The sequence below is a fragment of the Verrucomicrobiota bacterium genome (assembly GCA_027622555.1).
Taxonomy (GTDB): domain Bacteria; phylum Verrucomicrobiota; class Verrucomicrobiia; order Opitutales; family UBA2995; genus UBA2995.
Genome location: JAQBYJ010000060.1, coordinates 14,143 through 35,033 on the forward strand (window position 1 = coordinate 14,143; position 20,891 = coordinate 35,033).

General features: G+C 50.4%; 14 protein-coding genes. 4 read left to right on the plus strand and 10 right to left on the minus strand.

Annotated elements, in window-relative coordinates; translation table 11 throughout:
* Positions 1-8: 8 nt before the first annotated feature.
* The 5 genes from O3C43_15415 to O3C43_15435 are packed head-to-tail and all read right to left on the minus strand — an operon-like array spanning position 9 to position 5,120.
* A complete protein-coding gene (locus tag O3C43_15415) occupies positions 9-662 on the minus strand; it encodes a DUF2306 domain-containing protein (protein MDA1067880.1) in 654 nt (217 codons plus the stop codon).
* Positions 663-679: 17 nt separating this feature from the next.
* Positions 680-2,224, minus strand: coding sequence for a sialate O-acetylesterase (locus O3C43_15420; GenBank protein MDA1067881.1), 1,545 nt, complete (start codon positions 2,222-2,224; stop codon positions 680-682).
* Positions 2,225-2,260: 36 nt separating this feature from the next.
* On the minus strand, positions 2,261-3,562 hold the full coding sequence (locus tag O3C43_15425) for a TRAP transporter large permease (protein MDA1067882.1): 1,302 nt from the start codon (positions 3,560-3,562) through the stop codon (positions 2,261-2,263).
* Entirely contained in the window at positions 3,559-4,098 is a 540-nt protein-coding gene (locus O3C43_15430) for a TRAP transporter small permease (GenBank protein ID MDA1067883.1), read from the minus strand. Before O3C43_15430 ends, O3C43_15425 begins: the two co-directional genes overlap by 4 nt.
* Positions 4,099-4,127: 29 nt before the next feature.
* Positions 4,128-5,120, minus strand: a complete 993-nt coding sequence (locus O3C43_15435) for a TRAP transporter substrate-binding protein (protein MDA1067884.1) — start codon at positions 5,118-5,120, stop codon at positions 4,128-4,130.
* Between the two features lie 116 nt (positions 5,121-5,236).
* On the opposite strand from O3C43_15435, the gene O3C43_15440 reads away from it, so the two are divergent.
* Positions 5,237-6,670: an arylsulfatase gene (locus tag O3C43_15440; protein ID MDA1067885.1), complete on the plus strand. Its 1,434-nt coding sequence runs from the start codon at positions 5,237-5,239 to the stop codon at positions 6,668-6,670.
* A 28-nt stretch (positions 6,671-6,698) separates the two neighbouring features.
* On the opposite strand, the gene O3C43_15445 is transcribed toward O3C43_15440, so the two are convergent.
* The 4 genes from O3C43_15445 to O3C43_15460 all read right to left on the minus strand — a co-directional run bounded on the left by O3C43_15445 (position 6,699) and on the right by O3C43_15460 (position 12,843).
* Positions 6,699-7,583, minus strand: a complete 885-nt coding sequence (locus tag O3C43_15445) for a hypothetical protein (protein ID MDA1067886.1) — start codon at positions 7,581-7,583, stop codon at positions 6,699-6,701.
* Positions 7,584-7,629: 46 nt separating this feature from the next.
* Positions 7,630-8,520 carry a hypothetical protein gene (locus tag O3C43_15450; GenBank protein MDA1067887.1) on the minus strand — a complete coding sequence of 297 codons (891 nt, stop codon included), beginning with the start codon at positions 8,518-8,520 and terminating at the stop codon, positions 7,630-7,632.
* A 133-nt stretch (positions 8,521-8,653) separates the two neighbouring features.
* Positions 8,654-9,934, minus strand: a complete 1,281-nt coding sequence (locus tag O3C43_15455; protein ID MDA1067888.1) for a DUF1501 domain-containing protein — start codon at positions 9,932-9,934, stop codon at positions 8,654-8,656.
* Positions 9,931-12,843 carry a DUF1553 domain-containing protein gene (locus tag O3C43_15460; GenBank protein ID MDA1067889.1) on the minus strand — a complete coding sequence of 971 codons (2,913 nt, stop codon included), beginning with the start codon at positions 12,841-12,843 and terminating at the stop codon, positions 9,931-9,933. Before O3C43_15460 ends, O3C43_15455 begins: the two co-directional genes overlap by 4 nt.
* Before the next feature lie 166 nt (positions 12,844-13,009).
* Here O3C43_15460 and O3C43_15465 point away from each other — a divergent pair, with 166 nt between their 5' ends.
* The 3 genes from O3C43_15465 to O3C43_15475 all read left to right on the plus strand — a co-directional run bounded on the left by O3C43_15465 (position 13,010) and on the right by O3C43_15475 (position 19,358).
* Entirely contained in the window at positions 13,010-14,311 is a 1,302-nt protein-coding gene (locus O3C43_15465; protein ID MDA1067890.1) for a DUF1552 domain-containing protein, read from the plus strand.
* 12 nt (positions 14,312-14,323) lie between these two features.
* A complete protein-coding gene (locus O3C43_15470) occupies positions 14,324-16,777 on the plus strand; it encodes a DUF1592 domain-containing protein (protein MDA1067891.1) in 2,454 nt (817 codons plus the stop codon).
* Between the two features lie 181 nt (positions 16,778-16,958).
* On the plus strand, positions 16,959-19,358 hold the full coding sequence (locus tag O3C43_15475; protein ID MDA1067892.1) for a DUF1592 domain-containing protein: 2,400 nt from the start codon (positions 16,959-16,961) through the stop codon (positions 19,356-19,358).
* Positions 19,359-19,407: 49 nt separating this feature from the next.
* On the opposite strand, the gene O3C43_15480 is transcribed toward O3C43_15475, so the two are convergent.
* Complete coding sequence (locus tag O3C43_15480; GenBank protein MDA1067893.1) at positions 19,408-20,613, minus strand: integron integrase; 1,206 nt, start codon at positions 20,611-20,613, stop codon at positions 19,408-19,410.
* Positions 20,614-20,891 lie beyond the last annotated feature (278 nt).

Here is a 20,891-nt window from a genome sequence, read left to right on the forward strand (position 1 = left end):
CTGAGCTTCTAGTTTCCGGGAGCCTTTTTTGTGCCCAAGATTTTTCTTCCCTGGATAATGGCTTCGGTAAAGAGCAGCGGGAATGCCCAGCAAAACCAGCTTGCAGCGGTGAGGCGTTCAAACAGGGTTCCTACTTCAAGCGCTGTTAGAATACCTACCAGTATTCTGAAAAATACGAAACCGAAGGTGACCACATAGCTTCTGATCATCCACTCCATGTGCTGCTGAATGAAGCGGCGTTTGATGGCTATAAATCCGAGTCCGGTTGTAATTACCCAAGCGCAACCTAGCCCAAATAGACCAGCGCCGAATACCCAGTTTACCTCTGTTGTGAATGAGAGATAGAAGGAGGAAATACTTGAGAGAGTAACCGTTGCCAAATAAACCATTCCGAGTTTTCGATGTAAGGGCATCGATTTGCGTTTGGTTCCCATCCAAAGAACGGGTGCGCCTACTAATAATGCAATGGAGCCGCTCGCAACATGAGTGAAGATCCAGACTGTGCGACCTTCGAAACGGGCGATGACTTCCGGGTCCAATATCAGGTAAGGAAATGCAAATATGGCGAAGAAACCGATGGCCAATAACACTCCGATTAGGAGAAGAATCAACCATGGTAAATGGCTGGGACGGGATAATGGTGTTTGGGCTGATTGAGACATTTAATATTAGAGTAGAGTTAACGATGCTCTACGCCCATCGTAATACCCGGCCAGTTGTCCGTGCGGAAAGGAGTCATCGGAAGGCCTTCGCGGCTGTACATGGTGCAGACAGGATTGTTGGCCCAGGCGTAGCGAACGGCCACAGGTTTGGATACTTCGTCGCTCCATACTTCCACCTGGTTTGTACCTACAATGGTCGCCTTGGCCCAAACAAACTTTTTATCGGCACCGGCTATGGCGAAACCTTGAGGTTCTCGTGTATCAAACGAGTAAAGCCCTTGGCCAACGCTGTCGAAGGTAAGCAGAATTTTGTTACCTTTTGTCTCCATAGATTGGTAGGTCGGACTTTTATAGAGAATGTCGAAACCGTAATCGTTTGCCAGGGCCCAACGGGAAAGACGATTGGCTACGGTCTGCTTGTCGCGGGGATGAATGTCTCTGCCTTCGCCCACATCGATGATGACAGCTTCACCCACGTTGCTTAGGCGATCCATGGTCATGGTTTGGGCTTCACGAAGTTCCGCCCAATCGGTATCTCCAGGATCGGCTTCCTCTTCCCTGAAATCCGCCAACTGCACATAATAAAATGGGAAGTCCCCCTGGTTCCATTCGTCGCGCCAGTGTTGGATCATCAGTGGGAAAAGATCTCTGTATTGGTAAGCACGGCCGGCATTGGATTCTCCTTGATACCATATCGCGCCACGAATGCCGTATCCGATGGTCGGATGCAGCACGCCATTATAAATATTGGCTGGCCGTTGATTGCCATCCATCAAGCCGCGTGGTCTCTGCGGCTGTTGACCCTGTCTCCCGTTATTGCGCCAGGCGGCCAGCTCCTTTTCAAACTTGGTCATCGTATTTGCCTCGTCCTGCTTGGCTTCATAGTCCTTCCACCAAGCCATCATTTTGTCAAAGCGTCCGTCTTTCTCGAGCACATCCCTACGGATCCATGCATCGGCCGCGGAGCCACCCCACGCGTTGTCAATCAGGCCAATGGGGACGTCGAGTGCCTGGTGCAAATTTCGTCCAAAGAAGTATCCTACGGCAGAAAAATTCTCGAGAACATCAGCCGTGCATACCTCCCATTGCCCTTTGAAGTTTTTCTGTGCTTCTTGAGTCCCGACTTGCGGTACGGAAATGAGTCGGATGTTGGGATGATTGGCGGTGAGCAATTCTACCTCCGCGTTGTAAGAATTGGCTACTGTCCAAGCCATGTTGGATTGACCTGAGCAGATCCAGACTTCTCCGACTAATATATCATCATAATAGAACTCATTGTCCTCTCCCTCGATTTCGAGTTTGTGGGGACCGCCTGCGGGCATCGGTTTCAGGTTTACCTTCCAGTTGCCCTTCGCATCGGCTTTGGTCGAGTGGCTCTGGCCGTTTATTTCAACTTCAATTTCTTCGCCGGGTTTGGCCCAGCCCCAAACAGGGTTCTCCCGATTTCGTTGTAGGACCATGTGGTCACTAAAAATGCTGGGAAGGGAGACTTCGGCTTGAAGGAGAGAGTTGCCTAAAAGGAGAGAGAGGAAAACGAAGAGGACTCGGATTGGGTAGTGCATTTGATTCTGATGATTGAGTTTTGAAGAACAACTGGTTTACAGAAATTCTGGTGTTAGCCAACGGGGAAGAAATAAAATCATTTCGGGAAAAAGGATGACAAGAATAAGTAGCAGGAGCATCGGAATCAGAATGATACCTACGTCCTTCATCGCATCGACCACTTTGATTTTTCCCAGCGCACAAGAAATAAGCAGGCACAATCCGTAGGGAGGAGTAACCAGTCCGAAGGCAAGAGAGATAACGCCAATGATGGCGAAGTGGATCGGGTGCATGCCTACTTTCGTTGCTACTGGAAGCAGAATGGTTCCTAAAATGATGATAGCCGGAATCGCATCGATGAACATACCGATAATCAGGAACGCCAGTGCAACCAGAAATCCCGTAGTAATGATCCCGGTACCGTAACCGGCCAATAAGTTTACCAGCTCCTGTGGAACGCGATAGTAAGCGAGTAACCAACCAAAAGCTGAGGCTGTTCCGATACAGAAAAGAGAAATGGCTGCCAAGCGTGCAGATTCATAGAGGACCTTCGGCATTTCTTTAATACCGATCTTCCGGTAGACTATGCCGCCCAATAACGCCGAATATACCACTGCGACGACCGATGCTTCCGTCGGCGTAAACAACCCAAATACTATGCCTCCGACGATGATCGCCGGGGTTACCAGCGCAAAGATCGCCTGACCGAAAGCGGATACAAATTCTTTTAGAGATGCTCGTTGGTAGATGGGGTAGTTCCGGATCTTGGCGTAGACCAGCACGGTGCTCATCATAAATACAGCCATCAGGAATCCGGGAACGACTCCTGCGAGGAATAACCCGCCAATGGAGACCGACATCAGTCCGCCCCAGACGATCATCAAAATGCTGGGCGGGATGATTACCCCCATAACCGATGAGCAGGCTGTGATCGCCACCGCGAAGTTGGTATCGTAACCTTGCTTTTTCATTGCAGGAATCATGAGGGATCCGATTCCGGCTGCGTCGGCGGTTGAAGATCCTGAGATTCCCGCGAAGAGCATGCTAACCATCACGTTGATGTGCCCGAGACCGCCCGGTAGGTGCCCTACGGATGCACGGGCAAGGCTTACCAGACGTTCCGTTATCCCGGAGGCGTTCATTAAATTGGCCGCGAGCAGGAAGAATGGAACCGCCAGAAGAATAAATGAGTTGTAGGACTTCCACATCTCCTGGAGCAAGATGATCGGTCTCATTTGGGGATCGATCAGAAACACCGGAATACAAGCGAGGCCAAGAGCAAACGAAACAGGGACCCGTAGCAATATGAGAACTGCGAATAGACCGAAGAGAATCAGAGATACTTCACCGGCGCTCATTCTTCGATCATTTGGCTGGTGTGTTTAATTAGCCGGATGTCATCGACAACTTTTTCGATTAGAAAAAGCAGCCAGGTAAAACCGGCCAGTGGAAATGAAATGTAAATGGTGGCCATATTGATCCCACTCATTTCGGAGGACTGAATGAAACCGAATTGTGCGAATTCGATTCCGAATACAATAAAGATACCGGACATGGCTCCAATGAAACTATGCACGATCAGATTCCTTATTCCCTGACTTCGTTTCGTAATAGGATTGGGGAGTAGATCGACGTCGAAGTGTGTGCCATCACGAACAGCAATCATTGCCCCGATCATGATAATCCAAACAAAGCAGAATCGCGCTACTTCTTCCGTCCAGATATAGCGGGGAATGATTCCTGTATAACGGGACAATATCTGAAGTGAAACCGGGACAATGATAAGGGCCATGAGTGCGGTGATCGAAACAATCAATACCCGGTGGTATCCGCTGTTAAATGACCTCAATACGCCCAGCAGTAAGCCGGGTATTTTTTTAACCCTAGATTTCATCTGTTAGGCGCAGCGAATAAATGACAGGGTTATTGAATTTCATTAATTCTTTTCAGCACCTCGGCGGCTCCGATTTCATTGGCGTAGGATTCTTTTACGGGAGTCGCCAGTTTGAGCAATGTTTCACGCTCCGTGAATGTATGAGTCTTCAACTTTTTTTCCGACTCCATTTGAGCTAGAATTTCAGCATCCTGGGAGGATTCCATTTGCCGACCAAAAGCTCCTGCTTCTTTTCCCGCTTTGAGGATTGCAGCTTGCAGATCTTCAGGAAGGCGCCGAAACGTTTTACCACTAAAACACAAGGGTCGAACGGTGATGGCGTGCTGAGTGAGTGAGATATCCGGGCCCACTTCGTAAAATTTCATCTGCTGGATCCCCGCGGCTTCATTTTCTGCAGCATCGATGACTCCGGTCTGGATTGCGTTATAAACTTCGTTGTAGGCGATGACTGTCGGGGTCGCGGTTATGGCTTGAAACATTTGGGTCTGAATGGGCGCTCCCATGACACGAATATCGAGCCCTTCTAGCTCGGCCATATTTGTAACGGGTTTATTAACGATCAAGTGACGGGTTCCACCGCCCGCGTAGCCGATGAACATCACATCGGCACGTTTCAAGACATCATCAGCGATGGGTTGAAGGGCGTCACCATCTAGTACCTTGTTCCAATGATGGATGTCACGGAAGAGAAATGGCATGTCCATCAGCGGTGCCGCCTTTGAGAAGGTCGACATGTGGGACGGGGAAACCAGGCCGAAATCAACGGACAGCCCTTGACTCATATAACCGAAGTAGTCCTTTTCCAGGCCAAGCTCACTATTCATGTAGATTTCAAATTCAATCGGCTGACCGTAGTATTCCTTCACTAATTCCTCGAATTTAATAAGCGTCTGAGTGTAGCTGTGATTTTCGTCAAATTGGGAGGCGCCTCGAAGTCGAATGACACCGTCACCTTTTGAGCAGCCAAAATAAGTGAAGGAGAATAGTATTATGGTTAGGGCGATAAAGAAGAGTCTTTTCATATACTTGAGTTAAAATGATTGGTAAGCTTGGAGATTACTCAACAAAGAAAGGGTAAACCAAGAGAAGGTGAATTGGTTTGCCTGGTTGTTAGTGGGAACCTCAAAATATACGCCTTATGTTTTTTCGAATTTCACTTTTCCTTTTGGTAGTGCTCACCGCTTTAACGGCCCAGGACCGTTCTCCCAACATCGTTTACATCATGTCGGACGAATTGTCCTACTTTGAACTGGGACATATGGGGAACCCCTACATAAAAACCCCGAATATCGACCGCATGGCGGCGAATGGCTTGAGGTTTACGAATGCACTGGCTGCATCCCCTGTGTGTGGTCCACTTCGTGGGTGCCTGATGACGGGTAAACATGCCGGTCATGCATCTGTTCGGGATAACCCTGGCGGCACACCCATTCGAGCTGAAGAAGAAACCATAGCGTCAGTGCTGAAACAAAAAAATTATGCCACGGGTGGTTTTGGTAAGTGGGGCGCGGGAGGCCGCGGTTCAACCGGTGTTCCTGAAAAGCATGGGTTCGACGTGTTCTTTGGTTACTATGATCAGGTTCACGCCCATAGCTTTTATCCTCCTTACCTGATTCGGAACAGCGAAGAAGTCCCCCTGATGGGCAATATCGGAGGTCGGCATGGGAAAACTTACTCCCATTACCCCATCGTGGAAGAAGGTCTTGAGTTTATTCGTAAGAACAAGGACCGACCTTTTTTTGCCTACTTTCCGTTTACTCCGCCGCATGGAATGTTCGACATTCCAGCCGACGATCCAGCTTGGGAGCAATATGTGGGCGAGGCCTGGATCAATGACCCTTCTATCGATCAGGAAGCGAAGAACTATGCGGCCATGTGTACCATGGTCGACAACAACCTCGGCTCGATCTTGGCCCTACTGGAGGAACTGAATCTGGCCGAGAATACGATCGTGTTTTTTACCGGCGACAATGGCGGACAGGAACGGTTTAAAAACAACGAGCATCCTCACGGATTTTTTGCTCCTAACGTGAATCCGAAAACAGGAGTGGTGTTCCGGGGTAGCAAGGGCAACCTTTACGAAGGTGGTTTGAAGATTCCGTACCTTGTTCAATGGTCCGGAAAAATCGAGCCTGCGCGGGTCAGTGATTTTGTTTTTACACAATACGATGTGATGGCAACCCTTGCGGACCTCACAGGAACCGAAGTCCCAGAGAATACGGATGGTAGCTCTATCCTTCCGGAAATTTTGGGCGAGTCTGGTCGGTCATACAGCCATGATATGTTTTATTGGGAATATCGCGGACAAACAGCTGTTCGTTTTGAAAACTGGAAAGCCATTCAACCCAATGAATCTCAGGACTGGGAGTTGTATAACTTGGGGTCTGACGTTTCAGAATCCATAAACCTGTCCAAAAGACACCCTGACATTCTTTCGAAAATGAAAGCCTTTGCGGTTGCCTCACACGAGCCTGTCAGGCCTGGAACTTTTCACGACCCCAAACGAGAACTTCACGAACGAGATCGTTGGGCGAAATGGGGAACTTCAGGCGAAGACTCTCAAAGAAAGTAAATAATCCAGGTTCTGGAAAAAGACTCGATTAGTTATTCTCGGCTTCCGGTTCCACTTCATTCGAGATGACCTCGATCTCTCCCATTTCAACACGGGACTTATCGTCGATCCGTCTCTGGGTAAGTCCTTTGATGTTCTTCCCAAAATAATCGCCGGCCACGTAGTTCATTTCCTGGATAGCATCCTGGTAGGATTGTCCAACGGCGCGAATACTGTACCGCGTTGTCCAAAGAAGCTCTAATTCGTTGTTCAGCATTTTCTGGAGATCATAAGCGATCAATACTACAAAATACCGCTCTTCAGCGAGCAGGGTTTTCAGTAATTCCTCTTCCCGCCTCGTGATGTTCTGATGAAACGCTTCTTCCATTCCGAGTAGCTGCGCCTTGTAGTAAATCGACCGGTCGTTTCCATCGGCGTAAGAATCTGCCGCTGCCATATTGAATCCAAAATCCGCGGTAGCGTTCATTTCACCTGGAGTAAGCGTGGCCCCTCCCGCTCCTGCATTTGCTACGGTATCATTGAATCCGCGATCTTCCAAGGAAGTGTAACCGAGCAATTCATCGTCACTTACAGTTTCTGTGGTTCGCCCCCAGTGAACGACGATGACCAGATCGCTTTTTGTGCGGTCGAGCTCCGGATAATAATTTTGTTTCTGAAGATGCACCGCCATATTATGGACAATATCCTCGAACGTCAGCTCTTTCATGCCTTTGTCGAAGGTGGTTCCAGGGTGGTAATTGCCCTTCATAAACTGATAAGTTTGTATTTTTTTTGTCTTATCCGTTGCTCGCGCTTTTACATAATCCTCTGACGCAACTGCTTTTATTGCTATTCGATTGACCGCTTGTGCCTCGGTTAAAAACAGAAAAATTACGGCCGTGAAAGCAACTGGGAAACGGAGGATGTGTTTCATTTTAGAGGAGAATTTAGAGGTGATAAATTTAAAGTATCTGTGTTGCTTACTGTTTATTACCTGGAATGACGAAGAAAGTTTCATGTTTAACCTGGTTGCTATTGTCTGGCTCCGCATCTGATCCAGTTGCGATTACTTCAATCTCTCCCATTTCCACACGGCTTTTGTCGGTCGCACGGTTCTTGTTCAAGCCCTTTATGTTTTTGCCGTAATAGTCTCCGGCTACCAGGTTCATGTCCCGGATGGCCTGGCTGAAAGACTGACCGACAGCGCGAATGCTGTAACGGGTTGACCAGAGCAACTTGGTCTCCCCTTTTTTAATCAACGGAAAGTCGTAAGCCATCAACACGACAAAATACCGCTCCTCCTGCAACATGGACTTCAGCTCGTGCTCCTCAGTGGACGACGTCCGCCTATCATAAGCCTCTTCCATGTCCAGGAGTTGGGCTTTTTTATAGGTGGATTGCTCGTTGGATTGATTCATGTTTTCAGCCACACTTCGCATGAACTGAAAATCGGCCAGGGCCCCGGCATCCATATCTTCTGAGTAACCCATGTCTTCGAGTGACGTATACCCCATCATCTCTTCGAAAGATTCCTCATAGTCGGTCACACCGTAGTGCACCACGATAAGCAGATCACCTTCGCCGACCAAAGGATGATTGTAGTAGCCTTGCTGTTTTAGATGCTCGGCCATGTCCGTGACAATATCCATGAAGGTAAATTCCTTCAATCCCCGATTTTTGGTCCTGCCCGGATAAAAACGACCTTCAACGAAATTGTAGGTTTGGATCTTTTTTTCGCCATCCAGAGCCCGGTCTTTTACGTACTCTGCAGAAGCCACTGCCTTGATCACAATTCGGTTTGCTGCATTGAGCGAGCAAATGGAGAAAATTGAAATAAGCAGAAAAAAAAGTGAGGCGAAAACGATCTTCATGACTGGAATTACGTAACGGTGAATGTTGAGGGACTTTCAACCGTATCTATGTGAGTGAAAACGGCCAAATCGTTTTACCGGTTACACCATGCTGAAACCCACCAAGGCACGTAGAAATAAAAGGCTGGGGGAATCACGAAAATAAATCCGGAATTGGCTGTCCCCGATCGGTGATTGGAATAGGGCGGTCTCCGTGAAGCAGGTTCTTGCTGTAATCTACTCCCAGCGCGTGGTGGATCGTAGCATGCAGGTCGGGCACGGACACGAGATTCTCCAGTATGTTTTTGGAATGATCGTCCGTGCTTCCGTAAGCGCCGCAATGATTGAGGCCACCCCCAGCAAGCGCCACACTGAAGGCAGAGCCTTGGTGGCCACGACCCCCGGCCACATCAAAAGAAGACGGGCGACCAAACTCGCCAGCAACTACGATGAGAGTGCTGTCGAGTAGCTTGTGGTTTTCGAGATCATCAATCAAGGCTGCCAGCGCTGTGTCCAATTCCTGTATAAGCAGGTGCTGCCCTTCCTGACCTTCGCGGTGAGTATCCCATCCGGTGCCGTTTTTAAAATTCAAGTTATGCAGCACTTCGACAAATCGGGTACCCCGTTGCACAAGACGCCGTGCCAAGAGGCAGCGTTGACCAAACTCTCCGCCATACGTTTGCCGCAGGCTGTCCGTTTCCCGATCGAGTTGGAAAACTTTGGAGAATCCACCCCGGCTCATTTGCAGGCTGGTGTCCATGACGGTTTCGTACTCTAGCAAAGGATCCTCCATTGGAACCGTCCGGGCAATCTCATCCCGCATGTTTTTCAACATCCTTTGTCGGCGCAGGTCTCTGGCTTCGCTCACGGTTGGCGGTCTTGTAAAACCTACCGGACCTCTGTCCGTATCCGTCACATACAGGTAGCCGTATTTTGCCCCCAGGAAACCCGCGCCACGCGAATTGCTCGGAGGACCGCAAACGACATATCCCGGCATTCCGATATCGGCTGAGCCCAATTCGTGATTCACGATAGCGCCAATGGAAGGGTAGACAACCGTGCCACTCACAGGGCGTCCGGTATGCATAAAGTTGACCGCCGCCGCATGTTCATTAATCACCTCATGGTGCACACTTCTGACCAGGGTCATACGGTCCAATCGCGCTGCTGTCTGGTGCAAATGTTCGCAAACCTGTACGCCCTTAACGGCGGTATCGATAGCGGGATAGGCGGAACCAGCAATTCTTTGCAACGGATCACCCAGAGCCTTGGGATCCCAGGTATCAACCTGGGCGTTTCCTCCACCCAGCCAGATGAAAATACACGATTGGGCTGGGCCCTTCGGAATTTGATTGGATCGCAGCCCGGCTGGGAGCGCAGTCAGCATCGCCCCACCGGCGGATGTCTTAAGGAATGTTCTGCGATTCATAATCAGGGAATGAACTGAAATTCGGGGGTGTTGATCAAAAGCCAGGCAGCATCTTCCATGCGTTCGCGCCAGTCTGCCTCCAATGTTTTGGTTGGTTCGGGGCCTTGTTGAAATGTTTCAACCTTCGCCGCTACGTGGTAGTTGGCCTCGACACTCAAGTGATTGCCCCAACTGACTTCCCGGATTTCAGGAATCCACTTTTCCTTTTCAAACCCGTCAGTCTTGGCCGTTTTTCTCGAATCAAATCCTTCTTCGAGCAATGCCTTGAATTCCGTTTTTTCATGGTCCTTCGGAAGCCGGGTCAGGAAACGGAGGAAAAGCTGATCCACCAATGCTTCAGTTGAGTCGACCTCCCAGGCCAGAGCCGTCAATTCGCTATAGTCGCTGAGCCCAGTTACCCACAAGGTCAGGCTGCTGTTTGCCAACACCCCGGGCTGCATGACATTGGTTTCTGATTCCCGGTCAGTGATCGGTTCGGCCCGGTTTGGTCGCCAACCGTAGGCGCGCATCAGTGACACGATTTCGTTTACCATCGGCAAAGTCAGGCTGGCTCGCTCCCGCTCGGTTGAGGTGGAAACAAACTCCCAGGCACGTTTTGGGAAGCCGTAGTTGACAAATGTTTCGGGGTCCCAATGCCCTTCCACATCGAGAGTTAGTTCTTCGGTAAACAGAGGCACTCCGGCGCTACTGAAAAGAGAATCCACCAACTGCTCGGCTGTCATACTTCTGCGCTGAGGCGCTTCTAAAAAACGGTTGTCTCCCGATGAATGGTTGATGGAAGTCCGCGCGTAAGCCGCGCTGTTAAGGATAAGGCGTGACAGCTGTTTCAGATCGTAATTGTTGGCCACGAATTCACGGGCCAGATACTCCAGCAACTCCGGATGGCTGGCTGCATTTCCTTCCCAGTCAAAGGCGGGTTCGACAAAGCCTTTGCCGAAGTACCGCTTCCAGATGCGGTTGACGATTACCTTGGCGAATCTTCTGTTTTGCGGGCGGGTGATCTGCCAAGCAAGGTCAACTGCTGGATTGATGAAGGCCATCTCTTCTTTGATTGAATGTTCAACAAGTTCCGTGAACGGCCAGTTGGGCTCGACCGAGGTATCCGGTTCCAGGTTACTTTGAATTATGGGCTTCCTTCCATTGAGCCGTTCGAAAAAAGTGACAGGGACCGTCGAAGTATCAGGAACTTGAAGGGCTTTGCCACCCAACATGGCAGCCAGGGAAAACAGGTCTTTCTGAGTGGTTGAATGATAAGGCGAATCGTGGCAGCGAGCGCACTTCATTTCGATTCCCAAAAAAGCGGTGGCAACGACATGGGCCTTCTCTGCCATGGGCGAGTCGTTGTCGGTAGCCAGCCCAAAGCCTCCGGCACCTCCGGCAAAGGCCTCACCCTGAAAGGTAACCAGCTCCGTCACAAATTGGTCGAAGGGTTTGTTGTCCAGTAGGGACTCATGAATCCAGTAACGAAACGGACCGGAGTGATTGAGCGTCGGTTTCATCAGACTCGGGTTCTCTGCCAGCACATCCTGCCAGTAGGATACCCAGTGATCCGCGTAGCGCGGGTCGTTCAGAAGTTGATCAACCAAACGGCTTTTTTTATCGCGGCGTCTATCAGTTTGATAGCGTTTGATTTCGTCCGTGTTCGGGGGAACGCCAACCGTATCCAGATATATACGTCGCAGAAATGAAAGCTCATCCAGCGGTTCGGGTGTGGAAACAAATTCTGTGACGCGGTTCCACTTGGCGCCGGATTGAATCCAATTTTCAAGGATCGCGATCTGTTCTTCAGTTAAAGGATCTGTTTCAAATGGCATGCGATCCAATTCATCTTCGACCGTTATGCGGACAAATAATTCACTCCGTTCGGCATCTCCGGGAACGAGGGTGGCAAACTCGGATTCCCCGCCTGCCAGGGCCGCTTGGCGACTGTCGAGCTTGAGGCCTCCCTTGGCCTTTTTCCCATGGCAGCGAATGCAATGCTCTTCCAGGATGGGCCAGACCTTTTCCTCGAACAGGTTGTCTTCCGATTGTTTGCCAATTGAATTGTTGTTTTCGACGATCCTGGCATCGAGCAATTGGTCTATTACATTTTGTGCTTTGAAATTTATCCCGCTGACCTTTCCTTCAATCGGAGGAAGCGCATTTATATAACGCCTCGCTTCCTTGTGGCGTGAATTCCAGTAAGAGCTCAGCTGTGTCCGCGCCCGATCCCGCTGTTCCTGATTCAATCGTTCGAAGCTGCTCTTTTGGGTTTCTTTGAGCTCCGACATGGCCATTAACTCAAACGAAGTTGGATGCATTTCCTTGGGCGATAGAAGAAGCCATGGATCCGACTGCTGCTTTTGAAAGGCGACTAACAACTCATGCACGGGCACCGATTTGTTGCGGTAAGCAATCAGGCATTCCAGGGACACTTTATGAGCTCCGCTTGTTGCAGAAACGCTTGTCAATAGATCCTTGGTGCCCAGTCGACCTCGCGGATAGGGGAGTCCGGGATCTACGGCTGGACGCATGTGTCCATGAGCGTTCGGACTTTCTGTAACCGCCTCACCCTGGGAAATAATTTGGTCGTCTAACCACAGGCGCGATTTGCCATTGGTGCGGTCTAAAAAAGTATAAGCATGATCGTCCAGATTTACTTTCCCGGTCATTCGAATGAGTATGGGAGCCTGATAGCGCAACCGCTCACCCAAGGGGCCATATTTTTGTGGCAGGTCGAATAGCGCAAAACTGGGAAGAACGAAACTGGCATCCGGTTCTCCCAGGTTGACCGGCCATTCGGTTTTACTTTCCACGCCTTCAAATAGCTCCACCAACACCTGCCCCTGCGGAATCCTGGGTTCAGGAGCCGCCTTCGCGAGGCTGACGAGGCTTATGGCGAGGATTAGGACTTGGACTGTGGTGCGAAATTTCACGGGGAAAGGTCTGATATCCTCAACTGTAATATATGCTTCAACTGGTATTTGAAGCCCAAACTGCGGTTTGATTTAACTCAACACATATTCTTGAGCTTGGTCGGTGTCTTTGATTAAGGTGCAGAAAGACTTTTTAGTTGTTCCCATATATTTACCCTAAAACTGTATGAAACCCGTTCATTTCAATTTCGCTAAACACGTTTCCCGTCGAACATTTCTGAGAGGTGTTGGCGTATGTCTGGCGCTTCCAGCTCTGGAGAGTATGTTTCCGGCGTTCGCCGCTTTCCCAGCATCCCAGGGGCCAAAACGACTGGTGGCGGTGGGGAATTCCTTCGGTATGTATCAACCGTCCTTTTTTCCCACTGAAACCGGGGCGGATTACGTTGCACCCGAGTTGTTGGCCCCACTGGATAAACTGCGGAAATCTTTCACCATCTTTTCCAATCTTGATCACGGTCTCACCGGTGGTCACTTCGGCGTCCATTCGTTTTTATCCGGTGTGTTGAAGGTCGATGCCAAAAACATGCCCGACGGCAATATCAGCCTCGACCAGAGGGCTGCCGAAGTGCTGGGATCAACGACACGATTTCCCACGCTGACCGTGGGCTCCAGCAGTGGTTTGCATAACGGATGCCAGATGTCATGGACTCGCTCGGGGGTTCGGGTGCCTCCGATCACCGGTCCGCGGGAGTTGTTTAAAAAACTGTTCGAGCAGGATTCCGAAAAAGGCAAACGCGCGGCGGCCGAGAGATCCCTGTTAAAGAAATCCATTCTCGATTCCGTTTTGGAGGACGCCCATTCCATGGCGCGCTCCGTGACGGCGCAGGATCGGGATAAGCTGGATGAATATTTTACCGCCGTTCGCGAAACCGAATTGAAAGTCGATCAGGGACGGCACTGGATCGGTGTTCCCAAGCCAAAGGCTACCATTGAAGAACCGCCCAACCAGGGTATCGTTCTCGATATTCCGACACTGTATGATTTGATCATCCTGGCTCTGCAGACCGACTCAACCCGCATTGCCACGCTGGAAATTTCCAGTGAACAATTCGACGCCACGGTTCTGGGTGTTTCCGGTGGGTACCACCTCACCTCGCACCATGGTCAGCAGGAGGACAAAATTCGGGACCTGGTAAAGCTAGAGCGTTACCAGACGGAACATTTCGCACGGTTTCTGGAAAAACTCGATACCCTCAAAGATGAAACCACCGGTGGGAGTCTGTTAAATGATTCCATGGTGTTGTTTGGCTCGGGTATGGGGAATGCAAACTCGCATACCAATACGGATCTTCCCATCGTCCTGGCTGGCGGCGGTTTCAACCACGGTCAGCACATTGCACTGCCCAAGGAAAGTCATCGGCGGGTTCCGCTTTCCAATCTCTACCTGTCCCTGCTCAACCGCATGGGAATCGAGGACAGTTACTTTGCGCAGAGCACCGGGACGCTTCCTCAACTCGAAACAGTCTGATTCCGGTAACCTGTGGTAAAACGTTTTGCTGTTGTCCTGATTGCGAGCCTGCCAGTTGTTGCTGCCGCAGTAGCCGACTCGCATTTCGATGCCTCCTTAACAGCCTTTGTTAACGACTATTGCGTGAAATGCCACGGCCCCGAAAAGCAGAAAGGGGTTCGTCGTTTTGATACCCTGAGCTTGCCGGTTTCCGATTCGGAAACGCTCATTCAATTGCAGGATATGCTCGATATTCTGAATCTGGGAGAGATGCCTCCGGAAGACGAAGATGAGAGACCAGAGGTCGATGGGCTTCTCCAGATGATCGGTATGCTAACCGACACAATTGAGACTCACAACGAACTGCTGGCCAGCACCGGTCAGAAAACGCTTTTGCGGAGACTGAATAGCCGGGAGTACCGGAATACGATTCGCGATTTGTTTAACATGAACACTTCGCTGTTTGATCCTACCCAATCTTTTCCTCCCGATGAAACGGTCCAACATCTGGATACATTGGGAGATCAGTTGGTTACTTCCGGCTATCTGTTGGATCAGTACTTTGAAGCGGCGGATGAGGTCATTGAAAAAGTGTTCTCTGTCAGGAGTAAGCCCGTGGCACGGGAATGGACCTTCAAGAATAATTTCCGAAATCTCATGGGCTTGGACACGGTCATGGAGAAGCTGTGCAACTATGAGTACATGATGCTTCTCGACTTACCATCTTCCATTCAGAACATCGGCGCTTACGGCACCATTTATGATTTCCTAAACGGGGTTCCCTTCGATGGCTACTATCGCATCCGCGTGCAAGCTGAGTCGAAGAATAGAAAACACAGCTACGTTCGGCCTATAACTTCCACCAATCCCAACCAACCTCACGAGCTGGGCATAGTTCCAGGCAATATTCTGGTTGGCGATATTGGGATGCCTCAACACATTGAACCGGTATTGGCCTCTTTCACCCTTCCGGATGACCAGGTGGAGTGGTATGAGGCCACGGTGTGGTTGGATGCCGGAATTACTCCGAGATTTATTTTCCCCAACGGCACGGTCAACGCACGGAGTGCAAATCGAGCCACCTTTGCCAGGATAGCCCCGACCTTAGACGAGGAGTTGGAAAATGACTTTCAGAACCGCAGATACATAACGCTAAAATACGGTAACCTGCCTCACATCCGGATTCACGAAGTGGAAATTACCGGACCCTTGTATGATAGCTGGCCGCCGCCGCCGCAAAAGACGGTTTTGCAGGGCGACCGTTTTAATCCAGGGAAGGTGGGGGAACTCATCGCGGGATTTGCTACCCGGGCTTACCGCCGTCCGGCGACGAAAGAAGAGGTAGGCGAATTGTTGACCTTTTACGAACACCGCCGTGCCGATGGAATTCCCAGATTTCGGGCGTTTAAAGAAACTCTCAAGCGCGTGCTGTGTTCGCCCGGGTTTTTATACCTGCATGAACCGTCCGATGATCAGGGACGACTTACCGGTTATGCGCTGGCCTCTCGCTTGTCCTACTTTCTTTGGTCATCCATGCCGGATGAGGAACTTCTGGCGCTTGCATCACAAGACCACTTGAGCGATCCCGAGATACTTCAGCAACAGGTTCGTCGCATGCTGGCTGATCCGAAGGCGCTGTCCTTGGTGAAGAATTTTGTCGATCTCGTTCTGACCCTCAAGGACCTGGGAACCCAACCTCCGGATGACCGGGAATTCCGGCTTTACTACGAGCGCAATCTGCAGAAATACATGTACGAAGAAACATTGTATTTCGTTCAACACCTCTTTGAAGAAAATCGGGCCATCACCGACCTGATCGATGCCGACTATTCCTTTATCAACGAACCTCTGGCAGAACTTTATGGCTACCAGGATATTCACGGCCTGGATTTTCGAAAAGCGCAAATACAGGATCCCTTGCGTCGAGGAATCTTGGGACACGCATCGATCCTCACCGTTACCGCAAATGGCATTGATACGTCGCCGGTTATTCGCGGCGTCTGGATACTGGAAAATATCCTGGGTACTCCTCCATCCCCACCGCCACCGGATGTGGAACCTTTTGACCCCGATACCCGTGGGGCCGTTTCACTGCGGGACCAGTTGGAGAAACATCGAAAAAATCCCACCTGTTATGAATGCCACCGTAAAATCGATCCACTGGGTTTTGCCTTCGAGAGTTTTGATCCCATCGGGCAATTGAGATCTGCCTACCCCAACGATTTGCCGGTGGATAGTTCGGGAACTCTACCGGACGGCACCTCCTTCCAGACAGTAGCGGAGCTGAAACACATATTGCTGGAGCGACAACCGCAAATTGCCCGGTCGCTAACCTCCAAGCTGCTCGCATTTGCCGCAGGCCGGCGCATGGAAGCGGCTGATCGACGAGAGATGGAGCGCATCGTCGAACTTCATCAGGAGAAAGGGAATGGCTTCCGGGATTTATTCGAACTCGTAGCACTGAGTGAAATTCTACAGAAAAAATGACCTCTCTGTTTTTCTCAAACTTTTTGCATTTAATGGTAGGGCGGTTTGGCCCAAACCGCAGATTCCAAGACGGCTCGCTACCAAAAAATATATTGGCATGCTAAGCTCCACCTCATTCAAATCTACTTTCGTGAAACGCTCGTTGCCATATTTGCTCATTTGGGTTCTGAGCTCTATCCCTTTGATCGGGAACTCTGATTTCGGAACTACTTTAACCAATTTTCTGGAGAGCTATTGCATTCAATGCCACGGCCCCGAAAAACAAAAAGGCGACCGGCGGCTTGATAGCATGAACTTGCCCATCAAAGACTCGGCGACTCTCATTGAGCTCCAGGATATTCTGGATATTTTGAATCTGGGAGAAATGCCACCTGAGGAAGAGGAAAAACGACCCGATGACCCTGAGATGCTCGCCATGATCGCGGGGTTGACCGAGACCTTGGAAGCGCATCATGCTCTTTTATCCAGCACGAATCGGGAAACGGTATTGAGGCGCTTGAATCGCCGGGAGTATTTAAATAGCATCCGCGATCTGTTAAGCATGAACATCTCCCTTTTCGATCCGGCTCAGTCCTTCCCCCGGGATGAGGAAGAGCACCATGTCGATACCTTGGGCGACCAACTGGTTACTTCCAGTTACTTGTTGGATCAATATGTCGAGGCGGCCGATGCCATTATCGAAAAAGTGTTTGCAACCACCGGGAAACCCGAAGTGCGGAACTGGCATTTCACCGGCAATTTCAGGAGCCTGGAAGGCTTGGGGAGCACGATGGAGCAATTATGCAATTACGAGTACATTGCCCTGTATGAGGTGCCAACCTCGCAAAGGCATGAAGGTGCCTATGGAACGATCTATGATTTTCTCGATGGGGTTCCATCGGACGGCCATTACCGCATCCGTCTTCTCGCCGAAGCAAAAAACCGCATTCACAACCACATCGCGCGTGTATCCACCACCAACCCGAATCAGTTGCATGAACTCGCCATTGTCCCAGGCGACAAGCGGGTGGGGGAACTTGGAATTCCGCAGAGAATCGAGCCAACCCTGGCTTCCTTCACGCTGCCCGATGACCAACCCGGATGGTACGAGGCAACCGTCTGGCTGGATGCCGGGATTACGCCGCGCTTTATCTTTCCCAATGGAACCATCAACTTGCGCAGTGCTTTCCAACCCGTTTTCGACAAGATTGCCCCGACCCTCGATGAGGAACTGGTCAATGACTTTGGTAACCGGAAACTGGTTACGTTGAAATATGGAGAGTTGCCGCACATCCGGATCCACGAAGTTGAGATAACCGGACCACTCAACGACCAATGGCCCAGTGCTTCCCAGCAATCCGTTTTACAAGGTAAACCTTTTTCCAGCCTTCGGGTAAAGAAGCTGGTGGGAGACTTCGCCACGCGCGCCTACAGGCGACCCGCCACCAGGGAAGAGAAAGATCAACTCATGTCATTTTATGAAAAACGAATGGAATCCGGCCTCGGCTCTTTCCAGGCGTTCAAGGATACGCTGAAGCGCGTGCTTTGTTCTCCGGGTTTTCTTTATCTGCAGGAGCCTGCGGATGAAGCGGGTCAATTAAATGACTACGCTCTCGCTTCCCGCTTATCTTACTTTCTCTGGTCGTCCATGCCGGACGACATTCTGCTTCGCCTGGCCGCCAAAGGCAGCTTGGGTTCTCCGCGTGTGTTAAAGACCCAGGTCAGGCGGATGCTGAAGGACGAGCGCTCCGAGGCTTTTGTTTCCAATTTCGCTGATCTGGTTTTGACTTTAAAAGACCTCGGCTCCCAGCCACCCGACCGAAACAAATTTGCCATTTATTACCAGCGGAATCTGCAGAAATACATGTATGAGGAAACCCTTCAACTGGTGCGCCACCTCCTGAAGGAAAACCGCAAAATCACCGAGCTGATCAACGCCGATTACACCTTTATCAATGAACCCTTGGCCGAGCTGTATGGTTATGAAGGCATCCACGGATTGCATTTTCAAAAAATAACCCTTCCGGACAAGAGACGTTCCGGTGTGCTGGGGCACGCCTCGATCTTAACCGTGACGGCCAATGGCATCGATACCTCTCCGGTCATTCGTGGTGTCTGGATGTTGGAGAATATTCTGGGGTCTCCTCCCTCGCCTCCGCCACCGGATGTGCCGCCCTTCGACCCCGACACCCGCGGGGCTCTTTCCTTGCGGGATCAATTGGTGAAGCATCGCAAAAATCCGACTTGTTTTGAATGCCATCGGAAGATTGATCCCTTGGGTTTCGCGCTTGAGTCTTTCGACCCCATTGGCCAATGGCGTTCCAGTTACAACAAGGATGTTCCCGTCGATTGCTCCGGAACCCTTCCGGATGGTTCCTCCTTTAATTCGATTGAGGAGTTCAAGGACATCCTTGTTGGAAGAAGCGACCAGATCATCCGGGCTATCACCAGCAAACTTCTCACGCTTGGTACGGGCCGACGGATGGAAGCCGCCGATCGCCGGGAGATTGACGCGATCATCGAGATTCTGCGAGACCAGGGAGACGGTTTCAGGGATCTGGTGGAATTGACGGTTCTTAGTGAGATTTTCCGGAGCCATTAAGCCAAAACAATGGGCGTCGCCATCTTCTGTGCGGGGAGTTATAGAGCAATCACAACACATCCAACGGACTCCTTACGCCCATTCCCGGCTTACGCATCACATGCGTATAGATCTGGGTAGTCTCGACGGATTTGTGTCCGAGCAATTCTTGCAACGTACGAATATCCATCCCCCCTTCCAGCAAATGTGTTGCGAATGAGTGGCGGAGAACGTGGGGCGTGACCCGCTTGTCAATCCCTACCTGCTGGGAAGTACGCGGCACGGCTACCTGGTAGGAATTTTCCATTAAATGATGGCGGTATAGGTTACCCGACCGTGGATCTTTCCGCAGTTTTTTTGCCGGAAAGAAATACTGCCAGCCGAAATGCTTGCGAGCTACACTGAATTTTCGTCCGAGCGCGGGACCCATGCTGGCACCGTCGAAGCCTGCTTGCATGTCATCGTTATGCAAAGCCCGCACCTGCTCCACCTGCCGTTTTAATATTGGCACCAGAGACTCGGGCAGGACTGTGTATCGGTCCTTGCCACCCTTACTGTCGCGGACCTGAATTTGGTAACGTTCGAAGTCCACTTCCTGTATTCGCAAACGAAACAGTTCCGATATCCGCAACCCGGACCCATACTGCAATCGACCGGCAAGTTGATAGGAAATTGGCAAATTTTCGAGCAGCCGACTCACTTCACTCTTCGTCAACACCACCGGTATGCGATGCCTTTTCCTGGACCGGGTCGCTCCCCTGAAGTTCACTTCCCGCAGATCCAGCACATGACGGAAGAAAAACAGCAGCGCGTTAAAGCACTGATCCTGTCCCGACGCAGCCAACTCCAGTTCTTCTGCCAGGTAAGTCAGAAAATCAACCACATCCTGTTCCCGGGCTCTCAGCGCATCCACCGGGTGCAGGAAAGCCTGGAACCGCCTGAGCCAACCCAGGTAGGATAATTCAGTACGGTAACGCAGATGGCGCAGCCGTATGGCAGACCGCATCTTTTTGCCTGCTCCGTCCATGGGGACCAGTTTCGTGAAATACCAGGCCATGGCCTTTCCCCATTGGTCCTTTTGCCGGTCTGTAAGACCTGGCTTGGTCAGCACTGCCTGTCGCCAAAATATTTTGCCATTGTCTCTTAGTGAAGGATCGCCAATCTGATGTTTAGCAACATAACCAAAATACCATTTCAAGGTAATCAGCCATGCCCTGCGTTCCTCTGCATTCAACCCCGGTTCCGATTCCAAAGCCTTTATTATCCACTCACTCATGTCTACTAAGTGATACTTGATTCCGACCAAAGATTTGCAAGAAAAATAGTAAACATACGTTCACCTTTTTTCTTTTATTCAAAACCTTAATAACCAATGAGCTACAGCCTGATCATCGAAATATTTGACGGTTCTTAGCTCTTGAAAATAATCAAGACTACTAATAGTTGGAAGACTGAATGAATTCTACTACTAAATTCCATTACCAAGTTTTGCTCTTCATTTCGGGTATGCTTTTAACTTCCGGAACTAGCGCCGAAGATAGAAAAGAGAACATA

Bases quoted from the DNA above. Each gene is read 5' to 3' on its own strand.
- O3C43_15415 (MDA1067880.1), bottom strand. From the start codon at position 662: ATGTCTCAATCAGCCCAAACACCATTATCCCGTCCCAGCCATTTACCA.
- O3C43_15420 (MDA1067881.1), bottom strand. From the start codon at position 2,224: ATGCACTACCCAATCCGAGTCCTCTTCGTTTTCCTCTCTCTCCTTTTA.
- O3C43_15425 (MDA1067882.1), bottom strand. From the start codon at position 3,562: ATGAGCGCCGGTGAAGTATCTCTGATTCTCTTCGGTCTATTCGCAGTT.
- O3C43_15430 (MDA1067883.1), bottom strand. From the start codon at position 4,098: ATGAAATCTAGGGTTAAAAAAATACCCGGCTTACTGCTGGGCGTATTG.
- O3C43_15435 (MDA1067884.1), bottom strand. From the start codon at position 5,120: ATGAAAAGACTCTTCTTTATCGCCCTAACCATAATACTATTCTCCTTC.
- O3C43_15440 (MDA1067885.1), top strand. From the start codon at position 5,237: ATGTTTTTTCGAATTTCACTTTTCCTTTTGGTAGTGCTCACCGCTTTA.
- O3C43_15445 (MDA1067886.1), bottom strand. From the start codon at position 7,583: ATGAAACACATCCTCCGTTTCCCAGTTGCTTTCACGGCCGTAATTTTT.
- O3C43_15450 (MDA1067887.1), bottom strand. From the start codon at position 8,520: ATGAAGATCGTTTTCGCCTCACTTTTTTTTCTGCTTATTTCAATTTTC.
- O3C43_15465 (MDA1067890.1), top strand. From the start codon at position 13,010: ATGAAACCCGTTCATTTCAATTTCGCTAAACACGTTTCCCGTCGAACA.
- O3C43_15480 (MDA1067893.1), bottom strand. From the start codon at position 20,613: ATGAGTGAGTGGATAATAAAGGCTTTGGAATCGGAACCGGGGTTGAAT.